This window comes from Pseudodesulfovibrio sp. JC047, assembly GCF_010468615.1.
GTDB lineage: Bacteria > Desulfobacterota > Desulfovibrionia > Desulfovibrionales > Desulfovibrionaceae > Pseudodesulfovibrio.
In genome coordinates, this window is the sequence record NZ_WUEH01000010.1 from 119,467 (window position 1) to 132,728 (window position 13,262).

Sequence of the window (13,262 nt, forward strand, 5' to 3'; positions counted from 1 at the left end):
CATTTCACGAAAAAGCACCCGGGATAATCCCGGATGCTTCGATTCAATCAGCACACATTTTCCGGGCGGCTTCACGCCGTCCAGTCATGCGGATGTCATTTTCAAGAAAGCCCTCCAGCGGAACGCAATGTCCTCAACCCAGGGCCTTCTTCAATCCATTGGCCGCCTTCTCGACCATGGATCGAGGACACCCAAGATTGATCCGTTCATACCCTGCGAACGCCGGACCGAACCAGTGACCATGATCCAGGGCCACACGAGCCACGTCCTCGATTCGATGGGACAATTCCTCATCACTCAAGCCGAGTTTGCGGCAGTCCAACATCATGAGATATGTCGCCTCAGATGTCAGCAGATCCACATTGGGGATATTTTCCCGCACAAAATCAGTCAGATATTTCATATTTCCGGCAACATGCACAAGCAGTTCATCCAGCCAGTACCCGCATTTGGCATAGGCTGTTTCCGTGGCCACCACACTGAACGCATTGTTCCGCTTCAACAGTTGATAGGAAACAAAATTCATGTACGCGTCTTGCTGTTCCTTGGTGGGCAAGTGCAGATACGACGCTTGAACGCCCGCCAGGTTGAACCCCTTGGACGGTGAAAAACCCGTGATGGTAATGGCTTCGACATCCTTGTCCAGCGAGGCCATAGGGATATGCGTGTGGCCCGTATGGACAAAATCACGCCAAATTTCATCGGAAAAGATGGTGACGTCATGCCGCAAACAGATCTCGGCCATGCGCGTCAACTCGTCCCGGGTCCAGACCCGCATGGCTGGATTGTGCGGTGAACACAACAGGAACGCGGTCACTTTCGGGTCGCTGCATTGCTTTTCAAAATCATCGAAATCCATGACAAATCGCGAACTTTCCTGATCCCAGACCAATGGAGATTCACAGACTTCCCGACCACATCCATTAATGATTTCATAAAAAGGATAATACACCGGAGATTGAATCACGATCTTGTCACCGGGTTGGGTGAACAGCTGGATACAATAGGACATGGACGGAACAACACCGGAGCAATGCGCCATGCTTTCATACGTCATCGCATAGCCAAACCGCTCCTTGGTCCAATCAATAGCCGCCTGAAAATAGGAATCCGGACGATAGACATATCCGTAAATACCATGCTCGGCTTTCTCTTTCAGCACCTCGACAATTTCGGGAGCGCACCGCAGGTCCATATCCGCGACCCACATGGGCAGGAGGTCATCCCTGGAAAACGTCCCTCCCATTTCAGACCACTTGGTGGAATGGGCATTTCTCCGATCAATTTCGACAGTAAAATCTATAGGCATCGCTTCAGCTCCTTATGACGATTCGATGATTTGAGTGACTTTCTGATTCTCTTTAGTGATGAGAAAAGCACTATATCCAGAGATACTGACAAAAATAAAGCCGATACAGCACAGAATTATCCAGAAAAACCACGGTCACCAGTGGCTCAAATAGCTTCTCACATGCCCAAAAAATCCACCATAATTTGACACGCCAATCGGACATATGTATATATTGGTCAATACAATATTCTTTAGTGAGTTAACTCGTTACGTTAGCTCTGGCGATCACGGCATGACGCTCGTGTTTCATGAGCGGTGACCACCATTTAATCCAGGAGAAGACCATGTTGCAATTACGCGATGGATGCAGTTTCTTTCGGCGGGAGACGTATGGACCGGGCGAGGAAGACTGTCCCAATCGGATTACACGGGAAATCGTTGAGCAGCGCATGACCAGAGAAGGCGCGCCCAAATTGCGCGAAGACTTCGTGCCTCGGAGCAATCCATCCGTTTTCTGGCGCACCGAGCACTTTGGTGCCGTGGTCTTCAGAGTCACGGACAACACCATTTTCGGCATTGACGAGACAAGTACTGCCATCTTGAAACTCGTTGATGAAACCAGAACCATGGGTGAAATTCTCGATATGGTATGTGATGAAACCCGCCTGTCACGAGACTTTGCAGCCACATATGTTTCGGAATTGCAGGCACGCGGACTCTTCGCCGGACTCCACGACAAGTCCACGAAATAACCTTCGCCCTTGCACCTTTTCCGCGCACGGTTCGCCACCAGGTGGACCCGTGCGCTGTTTCCATGAGCCATACGACACCAACTGTTTCGTCCGAGGATGTGAATTGTGAGGCCCAAACAGAACTATCTCTCTGCACCGGAAACCGTTTTCTACGAAGTCACCACAGCCTGTAATTATAAATGTATGCACTGTTTTGGCGACTATGGACGCAAACAGCACGACACCCTGACCGTCTCCGAATTGTTTTCCCTGGTCGATCAACTCGCTGCAATGAATGTCTTTCGCCTCATTTTCGGTGGCGGAGAGCCCTTGCTCGACGACCGTATTTATGACGTCATTCCCTATGCGGTCTCTCGGCTTCCATTTGTCTCTCTATCAACCAATGGGCACTTGGCGACACCAGACGTCATCGACCGGCTCAAAGACTGCGGCCTCAAAAATGTCCAGATCAGCCTGGACAGTGCCGAAGCCGATGCCCATGACTGTCTCCGAAATCGTCCCGGTGCCTTTGACCACGCAGTTCAAGCCATTCAACGCTTCAACACGGCGGGATTCCGCGTCATGACATCCACGGTCGTCACGACATTGAATGCACATGAACTCGATGCGATCATCGCCCTGTGTGACTCGCTCGGCGTGGTGCAGTGCAAATTCCTTCCCTTGGGACTCACAGGCCGCGCGCTTGAACATCCCGATTTGTGGCCGGAAAAATCCGTGGCACAGGCCGCAGCATCAGTCCTGCGTGATCACGTTGGCGATTCCGTTTGGAACACGCCCCGGACCGGCATAAAAATCGCCGCCGACCCGCGCCTCTGGTTCAAGGCCCACCCTGACAAAACCCCGAGCAATGTTTCGTGTACCTGGGATTGCGAAGCGGCCAGAACCTGCATCGGCATTCTCACAGACGGCCGAGTGGTGCCGTGTGTTCCACTGGGACGGCTGGGCGTGACAATGGGATCGTTACGCGAGGCACCACTTCAGGAAATCTGGCAATCGGAAAACGCCATGCGGCTTCGAAACAACGTCAACATGGAACAAGGGGAATGCGCCTCATGCGACCTTCGCTTTGGCTGTCGAGGTGGCTGCAAGGCCAATGTGCTGGCCGCCACCGGGACATTCGGTGGCCCTGACCCGGACATGCGGGGCATTTGCCCTCTATGAAATCTTGGAAAACAGACAGACCGTACAGCATTGTCTGGAACATCTCCGGGCGATGCAATCTCTCGTGCGCCCACTGCAAGGACCTCGGCCATTTTGATACGGAACTGGATTTGGTCAGAACCAGAACAGTCGCCGAATCGCTCAAGCAATGGGCACCCTTTGTGGTGGTCCTCAGTGGTGGCGAACCCGGACTGGCCCGACATTTTCCGGACATACTGGACCACCTGTTATCCTGGGTTCCCCGAATCGTCGTCGCCAGCAACGGACACACGATCTTTCACCCGGATTTCCTCCCCATAATCCATGGTCATGAAAACCGGCTGGCCATCCAGTTGAGCCTCGACGGATGGAATGCCCCGTCGCACGACGCCATTCGGGGCAACGGTTCATATGCGACACTCTGCCACGCCATAGAACGGATAAAAGGGCAATCCATGCCCTTCACCATGAATGCGACTTTGACCAAGGCGGTCTGTGGCAACATCCTGGCTGTTCTCGAAAACGCCCAGACCCTCGGCGCAACCGCCCTCCGATTTGGTCGATTTCATCCTCAAGAAACACAACAGCAATCGCTTGAACCATCTTGGGATGACCTGTCCACAACCCTCGAAACCATCCGGGAATTCCAGATATCCGGATCACCCATGCGCGTCCATCCACCACGATCGGCCAAAATTCGCGGCAATCGTTCCGGGTGTGACGCCCCCATGAAATGCACGGTCCTTCCCAATGGGGACGTCTATGACTGCACGTTCTTCACCCATGACACATTCTGCATGGGATCACTGATCGAACAATCGCCAAAGGCCCTCTGGAACGAGCCTCAGGCGGAACGCCGACGCGACTGGTTTCGAGCCATGAACGCCACCTGCCAGGCGTGTCCGCAGCCCGACTGCCCCGGCTGCTGCCCGGCAATTTTGCGAAACCCCATGATGGCACGACACCTTCCGAAGGCGTGCCCGCTGCCCTCGCTGTATCAAGGATAAAAATATGCAGACACCGTTTCTTTCAGCTCCCCTCACGGTCCATTGGTGGATCACGGCACAATGCAACCTGAACTGTCCCATGTGTTCAACGGCTTCCGGTCAGCAACTCCCCCGAGAGATGACGACCGAAGAAGGATTGACCCTCATCAACGACCTGGCGAACATGCAGGTCTTCACCTTGGTGGTGGGTGGCGGAGAACCCTTCTGCCGAAAGGATATTTTCGATTTTCTGTCCACGGCATTGGATCGGGGACTGCGAATTCACCTGACGACAAACGGAACGCTTCTGGACCTGCCCACCACCAAACGGCTGGCAGAAATCGGCTTTGTCTGGCCGGTTCAGGTGTCCATTGACGGCAACCGGCAGCACCATGATGACATCCGGGGAACCGGGAACTATGACCGCGCAGTACAGGGATTGAAAAATCTCGAAAAAGGCCTGGTACCGTCACAGATCGCGTGTCTCATCTCCAGACGAAATATCGACGATGTAGAAGATCTCATTGAGCTGGGGCTCGCTGTCAATGCCAAACAAGTCAGTTTTCACGGGCTGATCCCGGTCGGTCGGGCGCACCAGGAAATGATGGAAAGCTGGGAGCTGAGTCAACAGGAATGGAAGGAGCTGGATGCCTACATCGCTCAACGCAATGCGGAATTGCCCATGTCGGTCATCTGCGATCCTTACGGAGATGAACCCATTGGACGCGCCCCGCGCTCTCAGGACCAAAGCGGTCGCGGCGGGTGTACTGCGGGATATTCCGAAGTGACGATCGACGCACAGGGTTCTGTCTACCCATGCATTCTGCTCTGTGAACCTCAATTCAAGGCGGGATCCGTCGTCCAACACCGATTCAAAACGATCTGGGATTCTTCGGACGTGCTCAAATCCGTGCGAAAAGCCGTTGGTCAACTCCCGGAAGCCTGTCAGGGATGCGACTACACCAGCAGTTGCTTCGGCGGATGCCGAGGGCTGGGGTTTCTGGAAACCGGCTCACTGACAACGCGTGATCCTCGCTGTCCGTTCGCCCCACACAACCAACAGAATTCCCAGCATTGACCCGACGGGAAGCCCACTCACCGACCAGACTCACTGCCCATATACGGGAAAAGCACTCACGAAAATCGTGAGTGCTTTTCCCGTAGCTACCAAGACAAAGGCCTTTCCAATGACAACATAATTCAAAACTCTTTCAGCCAAAACTCAGCCCATTATTAAAATGGCAATTCAAGAAGTGAGGCCCCAAGACGTTGAGAAATTCTTTGAGATGCCAAAATAAGATTTTCTTCAATATTTGCATTCTTTTCTTTACTCAGCCGCACAGTTGGAACAGAAACACTTAATGTTGCTGCAAGCTGATTCTGAAAATCCAAAATAGGGACAGCAGTACACCGTACCCCCTTAAAAACCTCTTCAGAGTCATAGGCAAGTCCGGTTTCACGAACCTCTTCCAATTCAAAACACAAATCATGCATCGTTCTTTCAATAAAACTTTGATCAAATTGTTCACGAATCAATTTAAGGACCTTTTGAGCCTCAATTTCTTCAGCGAATGCAAGGAAAATTTTTCCTGATGCGGACTGAAATAAAGGGAAAGAACTCCCAATAATAGAATCCTGTCTTAACATTTGTGATGTCACCTGCTTGTCTACAACAAGCATTTCTGTCCCAAACGGAACGCATAAATTGACGGTTTCATCCACTGCTTCTAGCAACTCACGACAATACGTTTTAGCCACATCCACCACGCTGGAGTGTTGCAACATTCGACTGCCTACAGAAAAAAGTTTGTAAGAGAGACAATACTCACCTCTTTCTTTTTCTTGAAAAACATAGTCATTGTCTTCAAGAGTCAACAACATTCGATGCACAGAAGTCTTCGGCAATTCAACAGCCCGACTCAATTCGGCAAGTTCCCACGACTTTCTGGTTGAAAGCTTCTCAATAAGAAGACAAGCCTTAGATACTGCACTTATTTCATAATACTTTTTTTCTTTTTTAGGCATAAAAATTCCTTTCAAAAATCAAACGCATTTATTGTATTCTTAGTCATCTATAAAATTCAACGCCCCTTAATAAGCAGGTCGCTAAAAATTATATTTATACAGACTTCACATTTCTCATCAAAACAAAAAATACGTCACAACACACTCGCTTACGCGAACGTAACACATTCAGCTTCAATCGCTTTTTTCTAATGACTTAATCCTAAAACACAAAAAATCCCAAGATAAAATCAACGTTTTCAACAAGTACTCTAAAAAACTCATGAATTATGGAATTTCGTATTTCATTAATTGAAAAGTGAAACGAACCAAATGATTCTACAAGATCAATTAAAATTCATTTTTCACCCCGCCTTAAACACACAAGAGCCTCTTCACACAAAAAAGTCGCTCTGTACGTCTACAAACCTACTGTATATCTTCATACAAAAACGTGCAGCTTGTCACTGTATCAGTCTCTGGCTTTAAAAACTGTCTATTTGCAACGTTGAGACGAACCTATAAGTGATACTCTGTACAGCAGGCTTTCAAAGACCAGGCACAAAAGCCACAGCCACCACTGTGTATGCACAGACTTGAAGTAAGATTTTTACACTTCTCCAAGACTCACACTCTGAATAACGCTCTAAATAATATTTCATGCCCCAAACATAAATTAACATTCTAAATTTCTTATCAAACCAAGAGAAGACATCAAATTGATTCATTGAACTCTTCATAAAAAATTGAACACAGCCCAAAATGCTCTTATTTAAAACCACCATAAAAAAACACCTTTTCGTTAATTTTATGAATAAATTTCACAAAAAGGTGTTTTTATGGTTAACAACTATGCGTTACTTTTTTGCAGTTCTTTTGCATTTTTTATCACTTTCTCTCTCCCTTTTATCATAGAATAGATCATAGAACCAGATGTATACAAAACAACGGCGATAACAACCCATTTCAAAATGCCAAGGGGTATGGATTTGACTAACGTAACCGCAATCAAAACACCAACAATACCAGTCAAGGTGACAATAAGTGAAATCTTACGATCATATGCTCCCTCTTTAATAAACTTAAGAGAAGCAATAGGCATAAGAAATGCGCACGATCCCATCATGATCGGGAAGGCAACCCGTGGTGACATCCCAAGAAAATAAACCAATGCCATACATGGGGCATACGCTCCAATGCCTGCCGTCATGAGCATCCCGATTATAAAGTTTCCTACATTGGCAATTATCAAATTCGTTCCCGTCAAACCAGTGGCTTCACCACCGCTTGGCATCCACCCCATAATTCCAAAGAACATCAATACCGCAGTTACAAAAAGAGAAACACCCATAACAAGACGAACTATTTGTACTGGTAGACGAGACATGATGGCAGCCCCAAAGTATGCTCCCAGCGAGCTTGAAATAAGCATACTTATAAGCGTCACAGGTTCTACCTCAATGGTGGTGATAAGAAAAGATGCAGACACAACCTCTGGAAGCGAAGTAAAAACATTCAGTGTCCCTGGGATCTTCTTATCATCTATTTGTTTGAAAAATTTAAGCAAGGCCGTTGCCGATGCAAAATTACCAATCCCAAGCACATCAAAAAACAATGTTACAAAACCAATAATTCCAACCGTGACAGGGGATGCCTTACTCATCTCATGACGATGAGCTCGGTAATCTTTGATAAAAACAAATAAAAAATACAGGCCCAAAATTGCCAAAAGACCCAATATATATTTTACCATATCCACTCCTCTGCCGTCAGCACGGCACGTAGAAAAAATATTGCACTCAATGAGAACCAACTATTCGCTATCGTTTCGGTACAAACAGAACGCAGTACGACGGCGGTACCATCAACAGTCAAAAGGCCGCAATAAAAGACTTTATAAAGAGGCAAGACCTCTCAATAAACTTTTAAGAAAGGTTCTGACGACAGGTTTGACCAGAATCGTCAGAACCTTACACTGTTGGCAGCCAAGAAAATAAAAGAAACATCTTCTTCTCTTGACCGCCCCGCTTCCTACAGAAGATCTGGAGGAATTGAGGTGTTGACGAGCTCACCAAGGCGTAAGGGGAAGAGAGGTGGCTGAGCCGTATATAAAGGAAGATTTTCCAACGGAATACCATGAGCATCGGCTATCATTTCAGCTACAGCCTGCCCACAAACACGCCCTTGACACGTTCCCATGCCTGGCCGCGCCTGAGACTTCAGTCCATTTGGAGAATAACACCCTTCATTGATAGCTTCACGCAATTCGCCGGCCGTCAATTCTTCACAACGGCACACAATGGCATCTGCAGCAGGTTGAAGCATAGAAGGTGTTGGGGCAAAATATTCATCAAGAAATGGCTGCAATGATTTACATCGCTTAATAATTCGCAAATGAGGACGAGCTTCATCGTCGCGTTGACTCATTGGAATAGAACCAAGCTCTCGACAAACATCCAATCCGACTAAATGTCCTTCCGCTTGAGCAGCAACTGCCCCCCGGACGGAAGCGGTATCACCAGCCGTCCGCAAACCGGGCACAGAAGTTTGTCCCCACAAATCAGCATCCACATGCCAATACCGTTGGCATTGATCCCATGTGTGTCGGCAACGAGCTAACCGAGTAATACGACTTTCTGAAATAACTCCTTCATGAAGAAGAACTGTTGACGCAGTTAATTCCTTTTTTTTACCGGATCGGGTAGCAAAAAGGACTTCAAGCCCCTGTCCTTTCTCAGAAATACGTATATCCTGAGCTTCGAAGACACATTTATGTTTGAACAAAGTTTGTATGGCCAAATTGACACCATGCAAAAAATAACCAGGACGGGAACAAGCTCCCAATGCATATTTTGTAGCGCGCAAAGCATTACCCAACCGACCAGTCAACAAGACTCCAGCTACAGGGATATCAAATTGACTCAAATGCACAGCCGCTTGCAAAATGAGAGGGCCATTACCACAAAGAACAACCGGCCCCTCTGGAAGCAACGAGGAAGACTTCAACAATACGTCAGAAGCACCAGAGCCCATAACACCCGGCAAAGTCCAACCCGGTAGAGGAACGGGACGTTCCATGGCTCCTGTCGCTAAAATGACATGTCGCGCCTGTTCGCAATAACTCTTTCCTTGCCGACTGTAATACACCCGATCAGGAGCTATATCCCAGACATTCGCACCTGATTCAAATTGTGCATCCGACGCATTAAATTTTTTGACAAGTGGCAAACCGGCAGCATAATCGCTCCCCAATTTATCAACCATGGCAGACGATCCCACACTTCTATAGATCTGCCCACCTGGCTCCATCTGCCTATCCAAAACCAAAGTGCGTAACCCATGCCCTGTTGTCTCAAGAGCAGCACACATCCCGGCAGGCCCTGCACCAACAATAATGACATCCCAGACATTATGCATGTTTACCCTCCTCCTGATGGAAATCCGGCTCACCATTTTGACGATATACCTTCATCCCGTCCGCCACAGGAGTAAGACAAGCCTGCTGATTGGGCACACCATCAATTGTCATCAAACATTCATGACATACCCCCATATGACAAAAGGCTCCACGCTTGTGTCCGCCATGAGTTGTACGAGTCCAACCATGGGAAGGCTCAAGCACGGCAGCGGCGACAGTCATACCTTCTTCGACCTCGACTGGTTCATCTTCAAAATAGATGGTAATTTTTTTATTGTTCGAATCACTGACTTTGGTAAACATATTCCTTCTCCTTCTTTTTTATGCAGCTCCGATAGGCAATGCGGGAGGATTAAAGCCGAATCTATCAATATGCATATAACTCAAATCCATTTCCGGGGTTGAACCATTAATAAAATCAGAAATGAGCTTGCCTGTTATAAGTGAAAGACTAATCCCATTCCCTTCATGTCCAGCAGCAACATAAACGCCCCCAAGGTGGGTCGGAGAAATGATTGGTTTTGCATCTGGAGTAAAGGGACGGACACCCGCATAACAACGAATAATACGAGTATCAGCTAAAGCGGGAAAAAAGTGTTGTCCTCGTTCAGCAATAGCACGCATAACCGCAGGATGGGGACGAGTGTCCATACCTACAAAACGCCGGCAACCGCCCAGTAAATGAGTACCCGCAGAAGAAGGCTCAAGTACAAAGGCAACACCGAATTTGTCCATATCAGGAGTAACGTTGTCTCGTTTTTCTCCACCTTTAGCCAACAGATAACCGTATTCTACATAGGCTTTACTTACCAAACCTTTAGAGCGTTCTGTAACAATGACATGTCCCTGCCGAGGTCGAATAGGGACATTAAGACCCAACATAGCACCGAGTTGAGGGGTCCAAATACCTGAAGCCAAAATGACATTCTCAGTCATAATTTCGCCCTTATCGGTCACAACAGAGGAAATCCGACCTTTCTCCATACGAAAATCTGTCACGTTCGTACGAGACATCAAAGTCGCACCATTGGCCTCAGCATGTTTTGCTAAACCATAACAAAGACGCATAGGATTAACGGTACAGTCATTATTAAAGTTCAGACATGCCAATATATCGTCACCGATATTTGGCTCATGCTGTTTCAGCTCCTCTCGATCCCAAAGAGTGACATCAAATCCCTCTTTTTTCTTCCCCTCAAAATTGGCTTTGACAGTTTCAAGATGATTCTCGTCATCCACAAGAAGACCGATTCCCTCAGGCTGGAAATCAAAATCTACAGGCAAAAATTTCTGCGCCTCATAGAACATCTCTTGTCCACGTTTGCAAAAAACACTGTGAGGACCAGGAGCAGTATCATATGTAACAATATGCCCTTCACACCGACGACTCGTTCCCCAAGCGAACTCTCCACGCTCTATGAGCGTCACATCCACTCCATCCTTCGCCAGATAACAGGCAACAGCCGTTCCTATGGCCCCACCGCCAATAACGACAGCACCAGCTGTTCGTTTGCTGCTCATGTCATTTCTCCTTTTGCTCTGTTACTCCCAGCAGCTTGTTTAGTTCACAAGCCACTCAAAGTGTTAGTAAATATTAAGCCGTAACACTTAAACTACGCTTAAAAAACTGATCTAATATTCACAAGTTATCCTCTCTTCTGGAAAGAAAGAGTAGAGACCTTTTCGGGCTGAGGGTGTGACACGCCCCCCTCCACCATCAAACTTTTTCCCTCACAACGAGAAGCATCCTCAAGACTACAGTTCCTGGTCTCTGGAGCCATTTTCAAACTCACAAGAAAACCCAACAGCGTTATCCCAGCCGCAATCATCATGGTTGTTCGAATCTCCAATCGAGCGAGAGCCAAAGGCACAAGGTAAGTGCCTATAGCCGCACCAATTCTACTGATAGAAGAAGCAAGACCCACAGCTGAAGCCCGAATTTCCGTTGGAAAAAGTTCGTTGGGATAAACGAATTGCAAATTTTGTGAACCACCTGTTGCCAAAGCGTAGATAGAAAACAAAATAAGGATAAGATACGGTGAAGAATTTGTAAAAAATGCAAGTAAAGACAATGCAACTGCGGACCAAAAGAAACTATGCAACAGCAAAGAACGACGCCCAATTTTATTTATAAGCCCCAACGGGAAAAGACAGCCCAACATAAAGATAAATGTTATAGCTGCAGCTCCAGTGTGACCAAACTGACCAGTCAATCCAAGAGCAACCATTATTTTAGGACCAAAAGAATACACAGCAAAAAGCGGAACAATAGCGCATGTCCAAAACAAAGTAATAAATAACATACGAGTTCCGTATTCAGAATGGAATAAGCTCGTAAGAGGGACTCTTTTTCGCTCAAAATTTATCGATTTCAATTCTTCAATAGAAATATCTTCATCATAAACTCTTTTTAAAACAGCTTGCGCTTCTTTATATCGTCCTTTCATGCTCAGCCAACGGGGGGATTCCGGTGTATTCCGACGCATAAAGAGGAAAACCACTGTCGGCAAAGTTGCGCTGGCGAGCATCCACCGCCAAGCATCTGGCCCGGTACGCAATAAAATATCACCAACTATATATGCAACACTCGCTCCAACAAACCACATCGCCTGAAGAGTGCCAATAAAGGGTCCTCGATATTTCTTAGGAGTAAACTCCGCCAATAAAGCTGTTGCAATTGGATAATCTGCTCCCACAGCAACGCCTAATAAAAATCGAAAAAGGAAAAGGACAGGCGCACTTTCTGCCCAAAACTGACCCAATGAAAAAATACCAAGAGCGATGAGATCAATGGTATACAGCATCGATCGACCGTACTTGTCTGTGACCCATCCTCCAGCGAACCCACCAAAAAACATTCCAATTAATGTAGCCGCTCCAATCATTCCTTCCCAGAAAAGAGACAATTCGAGATAAGGTGTTATTTGAACCAACGCGATACCGATCATGCCCATCACATACCCATCAAGAAATGGTCCTCCTGATGAATAAACAAACAAATGTTTGTGAAAGCTATTCAGTGGAGCGTTGTCAAAAAGCTCGGTTAGAGACGCCTTACCTATCATGTTATCCTCCTGGTATAATGGTACTATTAGAACCCAGTACTATGCGTACACAACAATCTTCTTTATTAAATCTCTCCTTTCTCTACACAAACGTCCCAACGTCCTTCCGCAACCAAGGAAGAACAGCGATCAGACAACATTCAGAAGACAAAACACATTCTAAATGTCCTTCTGACCGCCATTCAACTGAGGGGTTAGGAAAATTCTGCGATGGACTCCATTTCAATTAAAGCCCCGCCAGCAAGCCGACTCACTTCAACCGTAGCACGCGCAGGTTTATGATCGCCCATAAACGATTTATAAACCTCGTTATAACTGGGAAAATCATCCCAATTCGCCAGATATACAGTGACTTTAACAACATTTTTCATACCAAGGCCCACAGACTCCAAAAGTGACGCCATATTATCCATAGCCTGGGTGGTCTGTTCTCCAATCGTCGAGCCAACAAGTTCACCGGACTGACCAAAAGGAGCCTGGCCAGACAAATAAAGCATATTGCCACTTCGAATCGAATCAGAATACGGACCTAAAGGTTCAGGGGCGTTTTTATCATTCAAATATTCCATGAAATCATCCTTTTATTTAAAAAACACCGTTAGCTCC

Annotated in this window: 13 protein-coding genes; 4 read left to right on the forward strand and 9 right to left on the reverse strand. The window is 47.1% G+C overall.

What is annotated here, in order from left to right; all coding sequences use genetic code 11:
* Positions 1-133 precede the first annotated feature (133 nt).
* Positions 134-1,309 carry a MalY/PatB family protein gene (locus tag GO013_RS08600; protein ID WP_163810148.1) on the reverse strand — a complete coding sequence of 392 codons (1,176 nt, stop codon included), beginning with the start codon at positions 1,307-1,309 and terminating at the stop codon, positions 134-136.
* Positions 1,310-1,635: 326 nt separating this feature from the next.
* Between GO013_RS08600 and GO013_RS08605 the strand changes: the two genes are divergently transcribed.
* The 4 genes from GO013_RS08605 to GO013_RS08620 all read left to right on the forward strand — a co-directional run bounded on the left by GO013_RS08605 (position 1,636) and on the right by GO013_RS08620 (position 5,247).
* Positions 1,636-2,043 carry a PqqD family protein gene (locus tag GO013_RS08605; protein WP_163810150.1) on the forward strand — a complete coding sequence of 136 codons (408 nt, stop codon included), beginning with the start codon at positions 1,636-1,638 and terminating at the stop codon, positions 2,041-2,043.
* 105 nt (positions 2,044-2,148) lie between these two features.
* Positions 2,149-3,204, forward strand: coding sequence for a radical SAM protein (locus GO013_RS17535; RefSeq protein ID WP_163810152.1), 1,056 nt, complete (start codon positions 2,149-2,151; stop codon positions 3,202-3,204).
* Positions 3,201-4,190 (forward strand): radical SAM protein, encoded by a 990-nt coding sequence (locus GO013_RS08615; RefSeq protein WP_163810154.1) that lies wholly within the window; start codon positions 3,201-3,203, stop codon positions 4,188-4,190. The genes GO013_RS17535 and GO013_RS08615 overlap by 4 nt, the downstream gene beginning before the upstream one ends.
* 4 nt (positions 4,191-4,194) lie before the next feature.
* On the forward strand, positions 4,195-5,247 hold the full coding sequence (locus GO013_RS08620; RefSeq protein WP_163810155.1) for a radical SAM protein: 1,053 nt from the start codon (positions 4,195-4,197) through the stop codon (positions 5,245-5,247).
* Positions 5,248-5,402: 155 nt separating this feature from the next.
* Here GO013_RS08620 and GO013_RS08625 read toward each other — a convergent pair whose 3' ends face one another.
* From GO013_RS08625 to GO013_RS08660, 8 genes are all read right to left on the reverse strand, one after another.
* A complete protein-coding gene (locus tag GO013_RS08625) occupies positions 5,403-6,194 on the reverse strand; it encodes an IclR family transcriptional regulator (RefSeq protein WP_163810157.1) in 792 nt (263 codons plus the stop codon).
* Positions 6,195-6,721: 527 nt separating this feature from the next.
* Positions 6,722-6,901: a hypothetical protein gene (locus GO013_RS08630; protein ID WP_163810159.1), complete on the reverse strand. Its 180-nt coding sequence runs from the start codon at positions 6,899-6,901 to the stop codon at positions 6,722-6,724.
* Positions 6,902-7,023: 122 nt separating this feature from the next.
* Positions 7,024-7,926, reverse strand: coding sequence for a sulfite exporter TauE/SafE family protein (locus tag GO013_RS08635; RefSeq protein ID WP_163810160.1), 903 nt, complete (start codon positions 7,924-7,926; stop codon positions 7,024-7,026).
* A gap of 278 nt (positions 7,927-8,204) precedes the next feature.
* Positions 8,205-9,590, reverse strand: coding sequence for an NAD(P)/FAD-dependent oxidoreductase (locus GO013_RS08640; protein WP_163810162.1), 1,386 nt, complete (start codon positions 9,588-9,590; stop codon positions 8,205-8,207).
* Positions 9,583-9,894 (reverse strand): (2Fe-2S)-binding protein, encoded by a 312-nt coding sequence (locus GO013_RS08645; protein ID WP_163810164.1) that lies wholly within the window; start codon positions 9,892-9,894, stop codon positions 9,583-9,585. The genes GO013_RS08640 and GO013_RS08645 overlap by 8 nt, the downstream gene beginning before the upstream one ends.
* An 18-nt stretch (positions 9,895-9,912) precedes the next feature.
* Positions 9,913-11,112: an FAD-dependent oxidoreductase gene (locus GO013_RS08650; RefSeq protein ID WP_163810166.1), complete on the reverse strand. Its 1,200-nt coding sequence runs from the start codon at positions 11,110-11,112 to the stop codon at positions 9,913-9,915.
* A gap of 125 nt (positions 11,113-11,237) precedes the next feature.
* Positions 11,238-12,656, reverse strand: a complete 1,419-nt coding sequence (locus GO013_RS08655) for an MFS transporter (RefSeq protein WP_163810168.1) — start codon at positions 12,654-12,656, stop codon at positions 11,238-11,240.
* A gap of 194 nt (positions 12,657-12,850) precedes the next feature.
* Complete coding sequence (locus tag GO013_RS08660) at positions 12,851-13,225, reverse strand: Rid family detoxifying hydrolase (RefSeq protein ID WP_163810170.1); 375 nt, start codon at positions 13,223-13,225, stop codon at positions 12,851-12,853.
* Between the last annotated feature and the right edge of the window lie 37 nt (positions 13,226-13,262).

What these genes read in the sequence shown, in the direction of transcription:
- GO013_RS08605 (WP_163810150.1), top strand. Translation starts at nt 1,636, where the DNA reads ATGTTGCAATTACGCGATGGATGCAGTTTCTTTCGGCGGGAGACGTAT.
- GO013_RS08625 (WP_163810157.1), bottom strand. Translation starts at nt 6,194, where the DNA reads ATGCCTAAAAAAGAAAAAAAGTATTATGAAATAAGTGCAGTATCTAAG.
- GO013_RS08600 (WP_163810148.1), bottom strand. Translation starts at nt 1,309, where the DNA reads ATGCCTATAGATTTTACTGTCGAAATTGATCGGAGAAATGCCCATTCC.
- GO013_RS08640 (WP_163810162.1), bottom strand. Translation starts at nt 9,590, where the DNA reads ATGCATAATGTCTGGGATGTCATTATTGTTGGTGCAGGGCCTGCCGGG.
- GO013_RS08660 (WP_163810170.1), bottom strand. Translation starts at nt 13,225, where the DNA reads ATGGAATATTTGAATGATAAAAACGCCCCTGAACCTTTAGGTCCGTAT.
- GO013_RS08645 (WP_163810164.1), bottom strand. Translation starts at nt 9,894, where the DNA reads ATGTTTACCAAAGTCAGTGATTCGAACAATAAAAAAATTACCATCTAT.
- GO013_RS08655 (WP_163810168.1), bottom strand. Translation starts at nt 12,656, where the DNA reads ATGATAGGTAAGGCGTCTCTAACCGAGCTTTTTGACAACGCTCCACTG.
- GO013_RS08650 (WP_163810166.1), bottom strand. Translation starts at nt 11,112, where the DNA reads ATGAGCAGCAAACGAACAGCTGGTGCTGTCGTTATTGGCGGTGGGGCC.
- GO013_RS08620 (WP_163810155.1), top strand. Translation starts at nt 4,195, where the DNA reads ATGCAGACACCGTTTCTTTCAGCTCCCCTCACGGTCCATTGGTGGATC.
- GO013_RS08635 (WP_163810160.1), bottom strand. Translation starts at nt 7,926, where the DNA reads ATGGTAAAATATATATTGGGTCTTTTGGCAATTTTGGGCCTGTATTTT.
- GO013_RS08615 (WP_163810154.1), top strand. Translation starts at nt 3,201, where the DNA reads ATGAAATCTTGGAAAACAGACAGACCGTACAGCATTGTCTGGAACATC.
- GO013_RS08630 (WP_163810159.1), bottom strand. Translation starts at nt 6,901, where the DNA reads ATGAATCAATTTGATGTCTTCTCTTGGTTTGATAAGAAATTTAGAATG.